Annotated in this window: 15 protein-coding genes; 12 read left to right on the forward strand and 3 right to left on the reverse strand. The window is 32.2% G+C overall.

Annotated features, from left to right (window positions below; all coding sequences use genetic code 11):
* Window positions 1-201: 201 nt before the first annotated feature.
* Together DFQ06_RS19345 and porX are read right to left on the reverse strand one after the other, a co-directional pair.
* Window positions 202-345: a hypothetical protein gene (locus tag DFQ06_RS19345; RefSeq protein ID WP_162857622.1), complete on the reverse strand. Its 144-nt coding sequence runs from the start codon at window positions 343-345 to the stop codon at window positions 202-204.
* 388 nt (window positions 346-733) lie between these two features.
* Window positions 734-2,290, reverse strand: a complete 1,557-nt coding sequence (gene porX, locus DFQ06_RS02710; protein WP_074935978.1) for a T9SS response regulator signal transducer PorX — start codon at window positions 2,288-2,290, stop codon at window positions 734-736.
* Between the two features lie 131 nt (window positions 2,291-2,421).
* On the opposite strand from porX, the gene DFQ06_RS02715 reads away from it, so the two are divergent.
* The 10 genes from DFQ06_RS02715 (at window position 2,422) to DFQ06_RS02760 (ending at window position 15,637) form a co-directional block, all read left to right on the forward strand.
* Entirely contained in the window at window positions 2,422-3,642 is a 1,221-nt protein-coding gene (locus DFQ06_RS02715; RefSeq protein ID WP_133965878.1) for an HD domain-containing protein, read from the forward strand.
* 51 nt (window positions 3,643-3,693) lie between these two features.
* On the forward strand, window positions 3,694-4,719 hold the full coding sequence (gene lpxD, locus DFQ06_RS02720) for a UDP-3-O-(3-hydroxymyristoyl)glucosamine N-acyltransferase (protein ID WP_133965880.1): 1,026 nt from the start codon (window positions 3,694-3,696) through the stop codon (window positions 4,717-4,719).
* Window positions 4,706-6,112 (forward strand): bifunctional UDP-3-O-[3-hydroxymyristoyl] N-acetylglucosamine deacetylase/3-hydroxyacyl-ACP dehydratase, encoded by a 1,407-nt coding sequence (locus DFQ06_RS02725; protein ID WP_133965881.1) that lies wholly within the window; start codon window positions 4,706-4,708, stop codon window positions 6,110-6,112. Before lpxD ends, DFQ06_RS02725 begins: the two co-directional genes overlap by 14 nt.
* Window positions 6,113-6,171: 59 nt before the next feature.
* A complete protein-coding gene (lpxA, locus tag DFQ06_RS02730) occupies window positions 6,172-6,957 on the forward strand; it encodes an acyl-ACP--UDP-N-acetylglucosamine O-acyltransferase (RefSeq protein ID WP_074935972.1) in 786 nt (261 codons plus the stop codon).
* A 61-nt stretch (window positions 6,958-7,018) separates the two neighbouring features.
* Window positions 7,019-7,585 (forward strand): elongation factor P, encoded by a 567-nt coding sequence (efp, locus tag DFQ06_RS02735; RefSeq protein WP_042506815.1) that lies wholly within the window; start codon window positions 7,019-7,021, stop codon window positions 7,583-7,585.
* Between the two features lie 30 nt (window positions 7,586-7,615).
* Window positions 7,616-8,548, forward strand: a complete 933-nt coding sequence (locus DFQ06_RS02740) for a UDP-3-O-(3-hydroxymyristoyl)glucosamine N-acyltransferase (RefSeq protein WP_074935970.1) — start codon at window positions 7,616-7,618, stop codon at window positions 8,546-8,548.
* 86 nt (window positions 8,549-8,634) lie between these two features.
* On the forward strand, window positions 8,635-9,510 hold the full coding sequence (gene sucD, locus DFQ06_RS02745) for a succinate--CoA ligase subunit alpha (RefSeq protein WP_042506813.1): 876 nt from the start codon (window positions 8,635-8,637) through the stop codon (window positions 9,508-9,510).
* A 103-nt stretch (window positions 9,511-9,613) separates the two neighbouring features.
* Complete coding sequence (locus DFQ06_RS02750; protein WP_133965883.1) at window positions 9,614-12,583, forward strand: M16 family metallopeptidase; 2,970 nt, start codon at window positions 9,614-9,616, stop codon at window positions 12,581-12,583.
* 216 nt (window positions 12,584-12,799) lie between these two features.
* Window positions 12,800-13,546, forward strand: a complete 747-nt coding sequence (gene fabG / locus DFQ06_RS02755) for a 3-oxoacyl-[acyl-carrier-protein] reductase (RefSeq protein ID WP_042495010.1) — start codon at window positions 12,800-12,802, stop codon at window positions 13,544-13,546.
* Between the two features lie 57 nt (window positions 13,547-13,603).
* Complete coding sequence (locus DFQ06_RS02760) at window positions 13,604-15,637, forward strand: VWA domain-containing protein (RefSeq protein ID WP_133965884.1); 2,034 nt, start codon at window positions 13,604-13,606, stop codon at window positions 15,635-15,637.
* Window positions 15,638-15,711: 74 nt separating this feature from the next.
* Here DFQ06_RS02760 and DFQ06_RS02765 read toward each other — a convergent pair whose 3' ends face one another.
* Window positions 15,712-16,512: a universal stress protein gene (locus tag DFQ06_RS02765; RefSeq protein ID WP_133965886.1), complete on the reverse strand. Its 801-nt coding sequence runs from the start codon at window positions 16,510-16,512 to the stop codon at window positions 15,712-15,714.
* Window positions 16,513-16,672: 160 nt separating this feature from the next.
* On the opposite strand from DFQ06_RS02765, the gene DFQ06_RS02770 reads away from it, so the two are divergent.
* The gene (locus DFQ06_RS02770; protein WP_042495022.1) at window positions 16,673-17,485 is read left to right on the forward strand and encodes a prohibitin family protein; all 813 of its coding nucleotides are present in this window, start codon (window positions 16,673-16,675) and stop codon (window positions 17,483-17,485) included.
* 335 nt (window positions 17,486-17,820) lie between these two features.
* Window positions 17,821-18,678 carry an ATP phosphoribosyltransferase gene (gene hisG, locus DFQ06_RS02775; RefSeq protein ID WP_074935961.1) on the forward strand — a complete coding sequence of 286 codons (858 nt, stop codon included), beginning with the start codon at window positions 17,821-17,823 and terminating at the stop codon, window positions 18,676-18,678.
* Window positions 18,679-18,716: the final 38 nt, after the last annotated feature.

The following is an 18,716-nucleotide window of genomic DNA, read 5'->3' on the forward strand; positions in this document are numbered from 1 at the left end:
CGAATCAGTCTAGTCTTGGTTTTGATATAGGTATTTATGAAATGCCTTACATAATTATTCAAGCTTTATTATAATAGTTAACTTAGTGTTTTTATATTTTAATTTATGAACATAAAAAAAGTGCTCAAGATGTTTTACCATCTAGAGCACTTTTGAAGAATATTAATTGTAAAATTATAGTAAAACTATAATTAAAAATTTTTATCCGTGCGTCGGTACGCGAATCGCACTTCTTTGAATTTTAGCGGTTTGCTGCTCATCTTGTTCAATTGAATTCGCTGCATAAGCTGTAAATAACATTCCTCCGAAAATCGCCGCTGCGATTAAATAATTCTTTGTTTTCATTCTATAGGGATTTAAATAATTATATTCCAAATCTAAAGAAAGAGAGAGATGTAAATGATACTAAAATGTTAAAATTATGTTAAAAACGTGTTTTTTTTAAAAAATTGATACGGTTTTCCCGTAAAAAAATAGTTGTTAGGTGATTTTTCTTATAAAAAAATCAACTGCTAGCTATTCTCATTGAGTTTATAGTAGTTTGGAGAATTAGCTTCTTACACTTTTTTCACTCTGCATGGTGCTTCTAAATTTATATAAAGCCTTGACAAAATGGACTCTAAGTAGGCAAACGTATGTTTTTTATACTAAAAATAGCCATTTCAGTTTTATAATTTAAAAACTAAAATGGCTATGTATTTATGACATTCTTCTCGTTAAGGGGATGTAGGGTTTATTTTTTTGGATTAAATACCACAAATGGAATAATCATCTCCTCTAACGATACGCCACCATGTTGATATGTATTTCTAAAATAGCTTACATAATGGTTGTAGTTGTTTGGGTAAGCAAAAAACATATCAGTTTTCGCGAAAATAAACGAGCTACTCATGTTAATAGATGGTAAATGGATTTCTTTAGGATCTTTTGCCTCAAAAACATCTTTGTTTTCGTAAGTTAAACTTCGTCCTGTTTTATAACGCAGGTTTAAACTAGTATCGCGATCGCCAATAACCTTAGATGGGTTTTTTACATTTATAGTGCCATGATCGGTGGTTAAAATAAGCTTAAAGCCCATTTGTTGCGCTTGCTGAATCATTTCGAGTAAAGGTGAGTTTTTAAACCAACTATGCGTTAAGGAGCGATAAGCTTTATCATTAGAGGCTAGTTCTTTTACAACTTCCATTTCCGTTTTAGAGTGTGAAAGCATATCTACGAAATTGTAAACCACTACCGTTAAATCGTTCTTTTTTAAACTTTTAAAATTATCAACTAATTTTTTTCCCGATTTTAAGTTGGTTATTTTGTAATACTCATGCTCTAAATTACTAAGGCCTAAGCGTTTTAATTGAGTTTCTAAAAATTCCGCTTCAAATAAATTTTTACCACCTTCATCTGTATCGTTTTTCCAATATTCAGGAAAAAGCTTTTCCATATCGCTTGGCATTAAGCCAGAAAAAATAGCATTTCGCGCATATTGTGTAGCAGTAGGTAATATGCTGAAAAAGGCATCTTCCTTTTCTTTTTTATAATAGTTGTTAATTATTGGTTCGAAAACTTTCCATTGATCGTAGCGTAAATTATCAATTACAACCAATAAAGTTGGTTGCTCTTTACTAATTTCAGGAGCAATTTTTTCTTTAAATAGCGTATGCGACATAATGGGCGCATCAGTATTCGGTTCAAACCAATCCGCATAATTCTTATCTATAAATTTTCCAAAGTGAGCATTGGCTTCGTTTTTTTGAGATTCCAAAATTTCGAACATGCCAACATCTTCAATGTCTTCTAACTGAATTTCCCAATACACTAGTTTTTGATAAAGTGCAACCCATTCTTCGTAACTATTTACCATGGATAAATCCATAGCAATTTTTCTAAATTCTTGCTGATAATTAGATGTTGTTTTTTCTGAAACTAACCTAGAGTGATCTAAATTCTTTTTTAAACTCAGTAGAATTTGATTGGGGTTCACAGGTTTTATTAGGTAATCTGCTATTTTGTTACCAATAGCTTCTTCCATAATGTATTCCTCCTCACTTTTAGTAATCATTACTACCGGAAGGCTATCGCGTTTCTCTTTAATTTCGTGTAACGTTTCTAAGCCGCTTAAACCTGGCATGTTTTCATCTAAAAATACAATATCAAAATTTTCATCATCTAAAATATCAATAGCTTCCGATCCACTATTACATTTAGTAACCTGGTAGTTTTTCTTTTCTAAAAATAAAATATGTGGTTTTAGTAAATCAATTTCATCATCTACCCAAAGTATTTTTATTGTATTCATTTGTATGTTTTTGTAACGGTTTGTAAAGTTTAAAATATTAAGATATCATTGATATTCACGAGCGCTAAAATTTTAGTGTGGCTCATATCATATACCTATATTTGTAAATAATAATTGTAAAAACTTAAAGTTTGAACAAACTAAAGATATTAAACGACCCAATTTACGGATTTATTACTATTCCAAATTCGCTAATATTCGATTTAATTCAACATAAATACTTTCAGCGCTTGCGTAGAATTACGCAAATGGGTTTGTCATATATGGTATATCCGGGCGCACACCATACCAGATTTCATCATGCTATTGGTTGCGTGCATTTAATGCAACAAGCGGTTAATGTACTTCGTTTTAAAGGGGTTAGCATTTCAGAAGATGAAGAAAACGCGCTTTATATAGCTATTTTATTGCACGATATTGGGCATGGTCCGTTCTCACATGCCATGGAGCATAGTATTGTAAATAACGTGTCTCACGAGGAAATTTCAATGCTTTTTATGGAGCGTTTAAATGAAGAATTTAACGGAAGTTTAACGCTGGCCATTGAAATATTCAAGGGAAATTATCATCGTGAGTTCATGTATCAGCTAATTTCTGGTCAGTTTGATATGGATCGTGCCGATTATTTAAAACGGGATAGTTTTTATACCGGTGTAGCCGAAGGAAACATTAATAGCGAACGTTTAATAACCATGTTAAACGCGGTTGATGATAAACTTGTTGTTGAAGAAAAAGGGATTTACAGCGTAGAAAAGTTTATAATTGCACGCCGTTTAATGTATTGGCAAGTGTATTTGCATAAAACAGGTATTGTGGCCGAGCAACTTTTAATACGTGTTTTAAAACGCGCCAAAGAGTTAACATTAAAAGGAGTAGAGCTAGAAGCGAGCAAACCATTGCAGTATTTTCTGAAAAATGAAATTTCTATTGATGATTTTAATGATGAAGTGTTAAACGTGTTTTCTCAATTGGATGATTACGATATTATTTCAGCAATGAAGGCTTGGCAATTTAATGACGATTTTGTTTTACGAAATATATGCGAAATGATTATTAATAGGAATCTTTTAAAAATTAAGTTAAAGAATAAACCTGTTAAGAAAACAACGTTAGAAAAACAGATTAAACTCTTTGTAAATAAGCATAATATAACTAGAGAAGAGGCTGACTACTTTGTGTTTACAGGAAGTATTTCTAACCAAGCATATCAGTTAGAAACGCAAGGAATTAACATCTTGCATAAGTCAGGGAAAATAGAAGATATTGTAAAAGCATCCGACCAGCTTAATTTAAAAGCACTATCAAAACGGGTTACCAAATATTATATATGTTACCCTAAGGTTAAAGTTTAACACATTTTTCCTATTTTTGCCAAAAATTAAACAAAACAATAAATCTTTAGTGTGAAGTTTACTGCACAACAAATAGCGGGTATTTTAGAGGGAGAAGTTGTCGGGAACCCGGAAGCTGAAGTCTCTAAACTATCAAAAATAGAAGAAGGGTTTGAAGGTTCTTTAACCTTTTTAGCCAATCCTAAATACACCGCACATATATATAAAACACAAGCGTCTATTACTATTGTAAATAAAACGTTTGAACCAGATAACGATCTCAAAACCACACTTATTAAAGTAGACGATGCTTATATGGCATTTTCTAAAATACTAGAATATTACAATTCGGTAAAACTTAATAAAATAGGTGTAGAGCAGCCTTCTTTTATCTCGGAATCTGCTAAGTACGGTGAAAACTTATACATAGGAGCTTTTAGTTATATTGCCGATAATGTGGTAATTGGAAATAATGTAAAAATTTTCCCTAATAGTTATATAGGTGATAATGTAACGTTAGGTGACAATACTATTATATTCTCAGGAGCCAAAATATATTCAGAAACTATTATAGGTAAAAACTGTGTTATTAATTCTGGAGCTATTATTGGTGCCGACGGATTTGGATTTGCTCCAAATGAGAATGGCGGATACAATAAGGTTCCACAAATAGGGAATGTAATTCTAGAAGATTTTGTTGATGTTGGCGCAGGTACAACTATTGATAGAGCAACATTAGGCTCAACCATAGTAAGAGAAGGTGTTAAATTGGATAATCAAATTCAAATTGCACATAATGTAGAAATTGGTAAAAACACTGTAATTGCCGCACAAACCGGTATTGCTGGCTCAACACATATTGGCGAACATTGCCAAATTGGTGGGCAAGTTGGTATTGCAGGCCATATTACTATTGGTAACAATGTAAAAATACAAGCACAGTCTGGTATTGCTAGACATGTAAAAGATAATGAAATTCTCCAAGGCTCACCAGCTTTGGCTATTAGCGATTATAATAAGTCGTATGTTCACTTTAAAAATCTTCCTAAGATTGTTAAAAATATAAATGATTTAGAAAAAATAAATGGGAATAGTTAACACTGAGATCAAACAAAAAACCATTCTAAAAGACGTTACTTTAACAGGAGTTGGTTTACACACAGGTAAAAATGTAACCTTAACTTTTAAACCAGCTGCAGCTAATACTGGGTTGTGTTTTAAACGTGTAGATTTAGAAGGCGCACCTGTAATAGAGGCCGATGCCAACTATGTAACCAGTACACAACGTGGTACATGTTTAGAGAAAAACGGAGTATCAATTCAAACATCAGAGCATGTTTTAGCTGCTTTTGTTGGGTTAGATGTCGATAATGCTTTAATTGAATTAAATGCAGCCGAGCCTCCAATTATGGATGGATCGTCTAAGTTTTTTGTGGAAGCTATTGAAAAAGCCGAAATTGTAGAGTTAGATGCTTTTAGAGAAGAGTATGAGGTAACAGATATTATTTCATATACAGATGAAGAATCTGGTAGCGAGATTTTAGTTATGCCTGCAAAGCATTATCAAATTACGACTATGGTCGATTTTGGAACTAAAATTTTAGGGACTCAAAATGCAACTTTAAATCAAATTTCAGATTTTAAAGAAGATATTTCTAACTCAAGAACATTTAGTTTTCTTCATGAAATAGAAATGCTTTTAGAGCATGGCTTAATTAAAGGTGGCGATTTAAACAATGCTATTGTTTATGTTGATAAAGCCTTATCTCCAGAAACTATGGAGAAGTTAAGAATAGCTTTTAAGAAAGATAATATTGCCGTTAAGCCAAACGGTATTTTAGATAATTTAACATTACATCACCCAAATGAGGCGGCTCGCCATAAACTATTAGATGTTTTAGGAGATTTAGCTTTAGTTGGTACACGCATTCGCGGAAAAGTGATTGCTAACAAACCTGGGCATTATATTAATACGCAGTTTGCTAAAAAATTGTCTAAGCTTATTAAAATTGAACGTAGAAACAATGTTCCTAAAATAGATTTGAATCAAACACCTTTAATGGATGTGAATCAAATTATGGATATGTTGCCTCACCGTCAGCCATTTTTATTAATCGATAAGGTTTTTGAATTGTCTGATAGTCATGTAATCGCTCAGAAAAATGTAACCATGAACGAAGAGTTCTTTAAAGGTCATTTTCCAGGCGCTCCAGTTATGCCAGGTGTTTTAATAGTAGAAGCTATGGCGCAAACGGGCGGTATTTTAGTATTAAATACGGTTCCAGATCCAGAAAATTATTTAACATTTTTCATGAAAATGGATAAAGTTAAGTTTAAACAAAAAGTTGTTCCTGGCGATACATTAATTTTTAAATGTTCGTTAATTACACCAATACGTCGTGGTATTTGTCATATGCAAGGTTATGCTTATTCTAACGGTAAGCTTTGTGCAGAAGCAGAATTAATGGCTCAAATATCAAAAGTAAAATAAGTAGGTCTAAGTGGGGAATTCCTGCTTTAACTTATTAAGACTAAACTAAAAACTTACAAATGAATCAACCATTGGCATATGTGCATCCAGGTGCAAAAATTGCAAAAAACGTGGTCATAGAGCCTTTTACTACCATACATAACAATGTTATTATTGGTGAAGGCACATGGATAGGTAGTAACGTAACCATTATGGAAGGTGCACGTATTGGAAAGAATTGTAATATTTTTCCAGGATCTGTAATTTCTGCAGTTCCTCAAGATTTAAAATATAACGACGAAGATACCACTGTTGAAATTGGCGACAATGTCACTATTCGTGAGTGTGTAACCATAAATAGAGGTACTACCGATAGAATGAAAACAGTTATTGGTAATAATTGTTTAATTATGGCATATTGCCACGTTGCCCACGATTGTATTGTTGGAAATAATTGTATTTTTTCTAATAATAGTACGCTTGCTGGCCATATCACTATTGGTGATTATGTGGTTTTAGCAGGTATGACGGCTGTACACCAATTTGTATCTATTGGTAATCATGCCTTTGTAACTGGCGGATCTTTAGTTAGAAAAGATGTACCTCCTTTTGTAAAAGCAGCAAGAGAGCCACTTTCTTATGTGGGTATTAATTCTGTTGGATTAAGACGAAGAGGTTATATCACCGAAAAAATTAGAGAAATTCAAGATATCTATAGAATTTTATATCAGAAGAATTATAACAATACGCAAGCTGCTGAAATTATTGAGGCAGAAATGGAAGCAACTCCAGAACGTGATGAAATTCTTCAGTTTATCAAAAATTCTCATAGAGGTATCATGAAGGGATACTTCAAAGCAAATTAAAACGATTACTTAATCTTTCAAAAAAGAGATTAAAACAAATATTAAATTTCAAAATTAAATTATGGTAACTACAAGTGATATTAGAAACGGTTTATGTCTTAGATACAATAATGATATATATAAAATTGTAGAATTTTTACATGTAAAACCAGGAAAAGGTCCAGCATTTGTAAGAACTAAAATGAAAAGTGTAACAAGCGGAAAGGTTATAGATAACACATTTTCTGCAGGTCATAAATTAGAAGATGTTCGTGTTGAAACTCATAAATTTCAATATTTATATAATGATGGTGAGTTTTACCATTTCATGAATGAAGCAGATTATACTCAAATTCGTTTATTAGAAGCAGCTTTAGATAACCCTGGTTTAATGAAAGAAGGTGAAGTTGTAACCGTATTAATTAACACTGAAGATAACTCACCACTTTCTGTAGATTTACCAGCAAGTGTTGTTTTAGAAATTACAGCAACGGAACCTGGTGTTAAAGGTAATACAGCAACTAATGCTACAAAACCTGCAACCGTAGAAACTGGAGCAACTGTAAATGTACCTTTATTTATTAATGAAGGTGATAAAATTAAAGTTGAAACAGCAAAAGGAACTTACAAAGAACGTGTAAAAGAGTAAAACAATTCTTTGTAATAGCTGTCTAAACCTATGAAATTTCCAAAACAACATACTTTAAAACAAATTGCAGATCTTATTGGTTGTGACTTTGTTGGGGATTTAAATTTTCCTGTTCTAGGCATGAATGAAATTCATGTTGTAGAAGCAGGTGATATTGTTTTTGTAGATCATCCAAAATATTACGATAAAGCTTTAAACTCAGCAGCAACTATTATTTTAATTAATAAGAAGGTAGATTGTCCAGAAGGGAAAGCGTTATTAGTAAGTGACGATCCGTTTAGAGATTTCAATACTTTAACCAATCACTTTAAGCCTTTTCAGTCGGCTAACAGTGCTATTTCAGGGTCCGCTAAAATTGGAGAAAACACAGTAATTCAACCAAATTGTTTTATTGGGCATAATGTTGAAATAGGCGAAAATTGCGTAATTCATGCCAATGTTAGTATATATGATGATACCGTAATTGGGGATCATGTTACCATTCATTCAGGAACTGTTTTAGGTGCAAATGCATTCTATTATAAAAAACGTCCTGATGGTTATGATAGATTAAAATCGGGCGGACGTGTGGTTATTGAAGACCATGTTGATATCGGAGCTGCATGTACTATAGATAGAGGTGTAACAGCTGATACACGTATTGGTTACGGATCTAAATTAGATAATCAAATTCAAATTGGGCATGATACCGTTTTAGGGAAAAAATGCCTTATTGCATCACAAGCAGGTATTGCGGGTTGTGTGGTTGTTGAAGATGAAGTTGTAATTTGGGGACAAGCAGGTGTAAAAAGCGGAATTACTATTGCAAAAGGTACTGAGCTTTTTGCGCAATCTGGCTTAGGACATTCAACCGATGCGAACAAAGCATATTTTGGTTCACCTGCGGGTGAAGCTAGAGAAAAATTTAAGGAATTAGCCTATATTAGAAAGATTCCAGAAATATTAAAATCAATAAAAAAATAACAAAAAGTAATTCGGTTTTTACTTTAAAAATAGAATTCAAAAAATTACTTTTGTTAAGTAAATAAAATAACGATAAAAAATCTTCTATGAGCGTTTTAGTAAACAAAGATTCAAAAATAATAGTTCAAGGTTTTACAGGTAGTGAAGGTACTTTTCACGCCAGCCAAATGATTGAATACGGAACCAACGTTGTTGGTGGTGTTACACCAGGAAAAGGTGGTCAAACACATTTAGACAGACCTGTTTTCAATACTGTATTAGAGGCAGTAGAGCAAGTAGGAGCAGATACTACCATTATTTTCGTACCGCCAGCTTTTGCTGCCGATGCCATTATGGAAGCTGCCGATGCTGGAATAAAAGTTATTATTACAATCACTGAAGGTATTCCTGTTGCTGATATGATTACAGCATCTACTTATATAAAAGGTAAAGATTGCCGTTTAATCGGCCCTAACTGTCCAGGTGTTATTACGCCAGGTGAAGCTAAAGTTGGTATTATGCCAGGTTTCGTTTTCAAAAAAGGTACAGTAGGTATTGTTTCTAAATCAGGAACTTTAACGTATGAGGCTGCTGACCAAGTTGTAAAACAAGGTTTAGGTATAACTACAGCTATTGGTATTGGTGGAGATCCGATTATTGGAACATCTACTAAAGAAGCTGTTGAATTATTAATTAACGATCCAGAAACTGAAGCTGTTGTGATGATAGGTGAAATTGGAGGTCAATTAGAAGCTGATGCTGCTAATTGGTATAAAGCTAGTGGAAGTAAAAAACCAGTTGTTGGTTTTATCGCTGGTGAAACTGCACCTGCAGGTCGTACAATGGGACACGCTGGAGCTATTGTTGGTGGTAGTGATGATACTGCACAAGCTAAAAAGAAAATTATGAAAGCATGTGGAATTCACGTTGTTGATTCTCCTGCTGAAATTGGAAAGAAAATTGCAGAAGTTTTAGGTAAATAATTACTGAAACTCAAATATAATTCATTTGAAAAAACGTTAACTTATTTAAGTTAACGTTTTTTTTATGCTTAATTTTAAGCACACAATCTAAAAACTTCAATCTATGACTCAAATTAAAACACTTTTTGTGTTAGCAATTTTAGCTATTTGCTTTAGTTGTAAAACAGATCAAAACTCAGAAGTTGCTGCTGCTACAACAGCGCATACAGATGCTAATGGGTTTTCTTATGAAATTACCGAAAATGACCCAACCGGTTTAAGACTTTACACCTTAGAAAACGGATTAAAAGTTTATCTAAGTAAAAATACCGATGAACCTAAAATCCAGACTTATATTGCTGTTCGTGCTGGTTCTAATTACGATCCTAAGCAATCTACCGGTTTAGCTCATTACCTTGAACACATGGTGTTTAAGGGTACGGACAAAATAGGTACGCTAGATTGGGAGAAGGAAAAAGTATATTTAGATTCTATTTCTAATTTATATGAAGCGCATCGCGCAGAAACGAATCTTGATAAGAAAGAAGAACTATACAGAAAGATAGATGAAGTTTCTCTAGAAGCATCTAACTATAGTGTTGCAAATGAGTATGATAAAATGATTAGTTCTTTAGGAGCGACAGGAACTAATGCACATACTTGGTTTGAAGAAACGGTTTATAAAAATAAAATTCCTGCTAATGAATTGGATAAATGGTTAACTGTAGAAAGTGAGCGTTTTAGTATGCTGGTTTTACGTTTGTTTCATACAGAATTAGAAGCTGTTTTTGAAGAATTCAATAGAACTCAAGATAGTGATTTCAGAAAAGGATATTATGCTATGTTGAAAGGCTTATTTCCTAATCATCCTTATGGTCAACAAACCACAATCGGTAATGCCGAGCATTTAAAAAACCCATCTTTAGTAGATATTCATAATTACTTCAACACGTATTATGTGCCTAATAATATGGCTATGGTTTTAGTTGGCGATTTAGATTTTGATGCTACCATAGCAAAAGTTAATAAAGCTTTTGGTGCATTTGAAAATAAAGAAGTTACTCACCCAGTTTTACCAAAAGAAGACGCACTTACATCTCCGGTAACCAAAGAAGTTTTTGGCCCAACAGCTGAAAATGTATCTATAGCGTTTAGAGCTAATGGCATTGGGAGTGAAGATCAAAAATTTGTAACCTTAGCAGATATGATTTTGGCTAATGGAAACGCAGGTTTAATAGATTTAAATTTAAACCAGAAGCAGGTTGTACAAAATGCTAGTTGTTCTCCAACATTTTTAAATGATTATGGTTACCACCAATTTACAGGGACGCCAAAAGAAGGACAGTCTTTGAATGATGTTAAAGCTCTTTTATTAGAACAAATTGAAAAATTAAAGAAAGGCGAGTTTGATGATTGGATGATTGATGCTGTGGTAAACGACTTAAAACTGAGTCAAACCAAACAATACGAAAACAGTACAGCTTTGGCTTCTGCATATTATAACGCCTTTATTCATCATGAAGATTGGGCTAGTAAAGTGAAGTTTTTAAACGATTTAAAAAAGGTAACGAAACAAGAATTGGTAGATTTTGCCAACAAATTTTACCAAAACAATTATGTGGTTACCTACAAACGTCAAGGTGAAGATTCTAATATTGTTAAGGTTCAAAACCCAGGTATTACCCCGGTTCATTTAAATAGAGATAAAAGTTCTAAGTTTTTAACCGCTTTCAATAGTATGGAGTCTGAGGATTTAAAACCCAAATTTATAGATTACAAAACGGCTATTAAAACTACAGAAACCACTAACGGGATTGGGGTATCTTACATTGAAAATGAATTGAATGATTTATTCGATTTAAATATCATTTTCGATATGGGTGGCGATAACGATAAAAAACTAAAGCTAGCGGCTAATTACATGGATTACTTGGGAACGGCTAAGTATAGCAACGAGGAGCTAAAAAAGGAGTTTTACAAGCTTGGAGTAAGTTATTATGTTTTTGCTGGAGATGATAAAACTTATGTAGGTCTCAACGGTTTAAAAGAAAATTTACCAAAAGGGTTAGAACTTTTAGAACACTTATGGAATAACGCGGTTCCAGATCAGGATGCATATAAAAAATACGTAGAATCTATTATAAAAGAACGTCAAGATAGTAAAGGACAAAAAGGAAGTATTCTTTGGAACGGCTTAATGAGTTATGGTAAATATGGCGAAAAATCTCGTTTAAGAAATATTTATAAAACTGATGAGTTAAACGCTATTGACCCTAAAGAATTGGTTGATATTGTTAAGGATATGAAGAACTACAATCAACGTGTTTTTTATTATGGAAAAGATGTTGATGCAGCTGTAGCGGCTCTTAATTCAAGTCATACCATTCCTGAAGATTTAAAAGAGTATCCAGAAGCTTTAGTTTATGAAGAACAAGAAACAGGTGGAAATGTTTACTTTGTAGATTTCGACATGGTACAGTCGGAAATGTTATTTTTAGCAAAAGGAGAACCTTTTAAAGCAGAAAATATTGCAGCTTCAACGTTATTCAATACTTATTTTGGTAGCGGATTATCGTCCATAGTATTTCAAGAAATACGCGAATCTAAATCTTTAGCATACTCTGCTTTTTCTAGTTACCAAATGGCTGATGAAAAAGAAAATGCGAATTACGTTATGGCATATATGGGTACGCAGGCTAACAAAATGCCACAGGCTGTAAGTGCCATGATGGATTTAATGACTAATATGCCTGAAGCTGAGAAACAGTTTAATGCAGCTAAAGAGGCAACTCTAAAGAAAATAGCAGCACAGCGTATTACTAAATCTAATATTTTCTGGAATTATGAAAGTTTGAAAAAACGTGGTATTGAGAATGATAACCGAGAGGAAATGTATAATACCATAAAAGATATGACTATTGAAGATTTACGCAACTTTTTTAATAGTAATATAAAAGGTGAAAACTATAATGTAATGGTTATAGGAAATAAAAAAGACATCGATTTTAAAGCTTTAAAAGAGCTTGGTAAAGTCCAAGAAATGGATGTAGATTATCTGTTTAATTATGAAAAGACAGAAAAATTAAAAATGTAAACAAATAGCCGATAAGTTTTTTAACCTATCGGCTTTTTTTATGTGCAGTTATAATAGGAATTCTTATATTTGATTTTGGTTAAAGGTTAACAATAATCATTGACAGAGTTAGAAATCAACTAAAAATTTATAATCCATTTTAGAAGCAAATAAGCGGTTAAAACCTGTTTATTTAGAGTCTTAAAAAAATGGCAAGTAAAAATAATAAGTAAATACATGAAATTATTAGAAGGAAAAACGGCCATAATTACTGGTGCAAGTAGAGGTATTGGGAAAGGTATAGCCGAAGTTTTTGCACAACAAGGTGCAAATGTAGCGTTTACATACAGTTCGTCTGTAGAAGCAGCTAATGCATTAGAAAAAGATTTAATTGCACTTGGTGTAAAAGCTAAAGGTTACCAAAGTAATGCTGCAAATTTTGACGATGCTCAAAAATTAGCGGCAGATGTAGTTGCTGAGTTTGGAAGTATTGATATTCTTGTAAACAATGCAGGTATCACTAAAGATAATTTATTAATGCGTATTAGTGAAGATGATTTTGACACTGTAATTGAGGTGAACTTAAAATCGGTTTTCAACATGACGAAAGCGGTACAACGTACAATGTTAAAACAACGTAAAGGCTCTATCATTAACATGAGTTCTGTTGTTGGAGTTAAAGGTAACGCTGGGCAGACCAATTATGCGGCATCAAAAGCTGGTATTATTGGTTTTTCTAAATCTGTAGCTTTAGAGTTAGGTTCAAGAAACATTAGAAGTAACGTCGTTGCTCCAGGTTTTATTGAAACTGAAATGACAGCTAAATTAGATGAAGAAGTCGTGAAAGGATGGAGAGCAGGTATTCCATTAAAACGTGGAGGAACTCCAGAAGATATCGCAAATGTTTGTGTGTTTTTAGCGAGTGATATGTCTGCCTATATTACAGGGCAAACATTAAATGTTGATGGCGGAATGCTAACTTAAAATTATTTTCCATTTCCTCGCAAGAGGGAATTTCATCAAAACACATCAAAAATTTTAATGAGTTCAGAAACTCTATTATACATTATACTCGCTGGAATAGTAGCGCTTTCATTAGCTCTGTTTCAGTATATCAATAAAAGGAAAAGCATGTCTAAATTGAACATGCTTTTCGCTTTTTTGCGATTTATTAGTATATTTTCAATTCTTATTTTATTAATAAATCCAAAATTCAACCAAACTACGTTTACTACAGAAAAGCCAAACTTGGTTATCGCTGTAGATAATTCGAATTCTATAAAACATCTTAATCAAAGTGAAAAGGTTAAAACTTTAGTTGAAACAATTTCTGAAAATTCAGAATTAAAAAACAAATTTAATCTTTCCTTTTACACTTTTGGAGAAACCTTTAAAGCTTCCGATTCTCTTACTTTTACAGAAAAGCAATCGAACATCAATGAAGCCTTTACTCAGTTGTCGCAAATTTATAAAACAAGTAATGCACCAACAGTTTTAATTTCCGATGGAAATCAAACATTAGGGAACGATTATGAGTTCGCGAGCAATACTTATAAGCAGCCTGTTTACTCAATAATACTAGGTGATACTATTACGTATGTCGATTTAAAAATCCAGCAGTTAAACGTTAATAAGTATGCTTATTTAAAAAATAAATTTCCGGTAGAAGCCATTGTGGTTTACAGCGGAAACTCTAATGTAACTTCTAAGTTTGTTGTAAAGCAAGGTAATATTACCGTGTTTTCTCAAAATGTATCTTTTTCAAAAAACAACAATTCAGCACTTCTTAATTTTAATTTACCAGCTTCTCTAGTAGGGGTTAGTGCTTATAAAGCATATTTAGTTCCAATAGAAAACGAAAAAAATAAGGTTAATAATTACAAGAATTTCGCTGTAGAAGTTATCGATCAAAAAACCAATATTGCTGTAGTTTCTACGTTTTCGCATCCAGATTTGGGGAGTCTTAAAAAAAGTATAGAAAGTAATGAGCGTAGTACAGTTTCGTTTTTTGAGCCAAATGAATTTATTTCAAAAATAAATGATTTTCAATTAGTTATATTGTATCAGCCGAATAATAAGTTTAAAGAGGTGATTACTAAGTTGAATGCTGAAAACAAGAATAAATTTATAATAGAAGGAAGTAATACTGATTTAGATTTTCTGAATAAAAACAATACAACTTACGATCATGAAATAACAGATCAAACAGAAAATTATCAGGCTCAATTAAATTTAAATTACACGCTTTTTTTATTAGATGATATTAATTTTGAATCGTTTCCGCCATTAAAATCAAATTATGGATCGGTTGTTTTTTCGGTGCCGTTTGAAACTATTTTATATAAAAATGTTAATGGTATTTCAACTCAAGAACCGTTATTTGTAACGTTGGAAACAGGAGGAAGGCGAGAAGCTATTCTCTTTGGTGAGAATATCTGGAAATGGCGTTCGCAGAGTTTTTTAAATTCAAAATCGTTTAATGAATTTGATGATTTCCTTGGGAAGATTATTCAATATTTAGCTTCAAATAAAAAGAGAAATCGTTTAAATGTTGATTATGAATCTTTTTATAATGGAAGTGGAAATATTGTTATTAAAGCTGAGTTTTTTGACAAGAATTTTATTTTCGATACGCGCGAAAGTCTTCAGATAAAGCTAATTGATAAGCTTTCAAAAGAAGAAAAAACGTTTCCTTTTATTCTTAAAAATAATAACTATCAAGTAGATTTAAGTAGTTTACCGCCTACAGAATATAGTTTTACTGTTCGTACGTCAAAAGAAAACCTATCGAAATCTGGTAGTTTTCAAATTCTAGAATACAATGTGGAGCAGCAATTTTTAAATGCAAATTCTAAAAAATTAAAACAATTGGCTGTAAATAGTAATGGTGAGAGTTATTTCATTGATAACCATGAAGGTTTAATTACAGATTTATTAAGTGATGATCGCTATCAGCCTATTCAAAAAAGCCATAACACGAGTCGTCCGTTAATAGATTGGAAGTACTTATTGGCTATTATTGCATTGGCGCTTTCTGCAGAGTGGTTTTTACGTAAATATAAAGGTCTCATTTAATTGAAAAAAAAGGAGTAAACCTTCATTTTAATTGAAGTTTCACTCCTTTTTTTATATTAAAACTTTGAGATGTATTATCCTCGTATTGATAATAATGGAATATCTAATCCAGAAGACATAATACGTGTTTTACTTTTATGAATTAACGAAGACCAGAAGCCGTACTCGTAAGGCACCATAATTAGGACATCGGGTTTGTATTCTAGCATTTCGTTTCTTATTTCGTCTATAACAGCTTCAGATTGCACGTTTTTGTAATAATATGAGACTTCCTCTAATGGTTTTAAAATTTCAACGTTGCTTTCTAATTCTGATATTTTATTATTTACATGAAACACTCTCAGTTCGGCATCAAACTTTTTAGTAGTCTTCTTAATTTCTTTTAAGATATTAGATGTTAATCCTTTATCCAAATCACAAGCGAATAATATTTTATCGATACTTGTAAATTTCGCTTTTATTGGCACAGCCAAAATAGGAATTTGAATTTTATTAATTGCTTCAGAGGTTGTACTGCCTAATAAATCGCCTTCTATGGTTTTTGTATGCATACCCATAATAATCATATCGGCATGATGTTCTTCAATAGAGCGCTGCAGTTGTTTAAAGTATTCTCCCATGGCGAAATCCACCTTAATTTCAATACCGTAAGTTTCAGAAAGTTTTTTAGCACGGTTTTCTATTTTGGTTTTTGCGTAATCTATAGATTGTAATATGTTTTTGTAAGGCAATCTAGATTGCACAACATGTATAGATAAAATATGTAAATGAAAAAGCACCAGTTTAGCTTTAACTTTTTTAGCGGTTTGTATGGCGTATAAGGTTGCATTTTGTGCTTCTTCCGAGAAATCGGATGATATGATAATTGTTTTCATAATATTATAGTTTTAGGGTGTAAAATCTAGATTAAAATTAAGAATTTTAGAAGGAATTAGCTATAGTTTTAACACTTGATTTGTGGTGTCTATAATTGGTTTTTAATTCGTTAAACCTGTTTAAATACCTTATCTTTGAGAACTAAATAAAAAATTAAATATGGAAAAATTACCAAAAATTGCATTTCCCTTTATTATTGGAATAATTGTACTAATTATAGTTGTATCAAAATCTTTAGTAACCATTGGTCCTGGTGAAGGTGGTGTTTTATTTGAGCCTTTAGGAGGTGGTGTTAATACGGAACATACTTATGGTGAAGGTTTCCATATTGTAGCACCATGGAACGATATGATTGTTCAAAAGGTACGCCAGCAATCTATTTCAGAAAACATGAATGTACTTTCTGTAAATGGTTTAGATATTACTGTAAGCGGAACAATTTGGTTTCAGCCAGAGTTTAAAAACTTAGGTAATTTAATACAAACAAAAGGTGAAGATTATATCCGTGAGCTTTTAAACCCAGCGATTAATGCGGCAGCAAAAAGTGTTGTAGGGCGTTATACGCCAGAGCAATTATATTCTAGTAAAAGGGATATTATTGAATTAGAGATTTTGGAAGAAGTAAGAAACGAGTTAGATGGTCAGTTTGTAAATGTAAAACGTGTGCTTGTAGAAAACGTAAAACTACCAACTACTATTAAAGATGCTATTGAGCGCAAGCTTAAACAAGAGCAAGAATCTTTAGAATACGAGTTTAGATTAGTTACCGCGAAAAAAGAAGCAGAAAAAGTAATTATTGAAGCGCAAGGTAAGGCTGATGCAAATAGAATTTTAAGTGCATCGCTTACAGATAAAATACTTCAGGATAAAGGTATTGAAGCTACAGTAAAATTATCTGAATCTCCAAACAGTAAAACTATTATTATTGGTTCTGGTGATAGTGGATTACCTATTATTTTAGGAAATCAATAATTAAAATGAGCAGTATGGATTAAACAACTCAGTATATTAAACCTTATTTTGAAGATTAATTAATCTTTTTTAAATAAAACTAAGGAAAGTATAAATATTGAAAATTTAATTCTGAATAATTTGGCGTTTTAAACATATATTTTGCATATTTGTAACGTTGTAAAAACAAAAGACATGACTTTTATTCAAATCCATCATCATTTTCAAATTTGCTCTCAGGCGAAGTGAAAATGTATTGAATAAAATCAACATATATTTAAACCCGTTTGAGCCAATCAAGCGGGTTTATTTTTTTAAAACCAACGAGATTGTTTCAAACTCATAAACCAAATAAAATGAGTAACTTAAGAATTGCAGTACAAAAATCAGGACGTTTAAATGAAGACTCAATGGCGCTTCTAAAAGATATCGGTATTTCTATCGATAACGGTAAAGACCAATTGAAAGCTTCGGCTAAAGGTTTTCCTGTAGAAGTGTTTTATTTAAGAAATGGAGACATTCCTCAATATTTAAAAGATGGTGTTGTAGATGCCGCTATTATCGGAGAGAATGTTTTAATTGAAAAAGGAGAAGGCATTAATGTGGTTGAAAAATTAGGTTTTTCTTCATGCCGCGTTTGTATTGCTGTGCCAAAAGACGCCGATTACAATGGTGTTAAAGACTTAGATGGTACGCGTATTGCAACATCTTACCCAAATACAGTACAACAGTATTTAAAGAAAAATGGTATTACAGCAAACCTTCATATTATTAATGGTTCTGTAGAAATTGCACCAAATATTGGTTTAGCCGATGCTATTTGCGATATTGTTTCTAGTGGAAGTACACTGTTTAAAAACAATTTAAAAGAAGTTGAAACGATTTTAACTTCGGAAGCAGTACTTGCGGTTTCGCCAGTTTTAAGTGAAGAAAAGCAAGCTATTTTAGATACCATTCAATTTAGAATTCAATCGGTTTTAAAAGGAAGAAACTCTAAGTATGTGCTTTTAAATGCACCAAACGATAAATTAGACGCTATTATTTCATTACTACCAGGAATGAAAAGTCCAACGGTATTGCCATTAGCGCAAGAAGGATGGAGTTCTGTACACTCGGTAATCCCGAAAAACGATTTTTGGAATATTATTGAAGGCCTAAAAGCAAATGGCGCACAAGGTATTTTAGTTTGTCCAATTGAAAAAATGGTGCTTTAATTAATTTGTTTTTCTATTTCTGTTAAAACGGAAATCTC

Origin of the sequence: Algibacter lectus (genome assembly GCF_004368925.1) — a bacterium.
GTDB lineage: Bacteria > Bacteroidota > Bacteroidia > Flavobacteriales > Flavobacteriaceae > Algibacter > Algibacter lectus.

Coding starts and splice junctions, on each gene's coding strand:
- DFQ06_RS02750 (WP_133965883.1), top strand. CDS start 9,614: ATGACTCAAATTAAAACACTTTTTGTGTTAGCAATTTTAGCTATTTGC.
- sucD (WP_042506813.1), top strand. CDS start 8,635: ATGAGCGTTTTAGTAAACAAAGATTCAAAAATAATAGTTCAAGGTTTT.
- DFQ06_RS02740 (WP_074935970.1), top strand. CDS start 7,616: ATGAAATTTCCAAAACAACATACTTTAAAACAAATTGCAGATCTTATT.
- DFQ06_RS02760 (WP_133965884.1), top strand. CDS start 13,604: ATGAGTTCAGAAACTCTATTATACATTATACTCGCTGGAATAGTAGCG.
- fabG (WP_042495010.1), top strand. CDS start 12,800: ATGAAATTATTAGAAGGAAAAACGGCCATAATTACTGGTGCAAGTAGA.
- efp (WP_042506815.1), top strand. CDS start 7,019: ATGGTAACTACAAGTGATATTAGAAACGGTTTATGTCTTAGATACAAT.
- DFQ06_RS02765 (WP_133965886.1), bottom strand. CDS start 16,512: ATGAAAACAATTATCATATCATCCGATTTCTCGGAAGAAGCACAAAAT.
- DFQ06_RS02770 (WP_042495022.1), top strand. CDS start 16,673: ATGGAAAAATTACCAAAAATTGCATTTCCCTTTATTATTGGAATAATT.
- porX (WP_074935978.1), bottom strand. CDS start 2,290: ATGAATACAATAAAAATACTTTGGGTAGATGATGAAATTGATTTACTA.
- lpxA (WP_074935972.1), top strand. CDS start 6,172: ATGAATCAACCATTGGCATATGTGCATCCAGGTGCAAAAATTGCAAAA.
- DFQ06_RS19345 (WP_162857622.1), bottom strand. CDS start 345: ATGAAAACAAAGAATTATTTAATCGCAGCGGCGATTTTCGGAGGAATG.
- DFQ06_RS02725 (WP_133965881.1), top strand. CDS start 4,706: ATGGGAATAGTTAACACTGAGATCAAACAAAAAACCATTCTAAAAGAC.
- hisG (WP_074935961.1), top strand. CDS start 17,821: ATGAGTAACTTAAGAATTGCAGTACAAAAATCAGGACGTTTAAATGAA.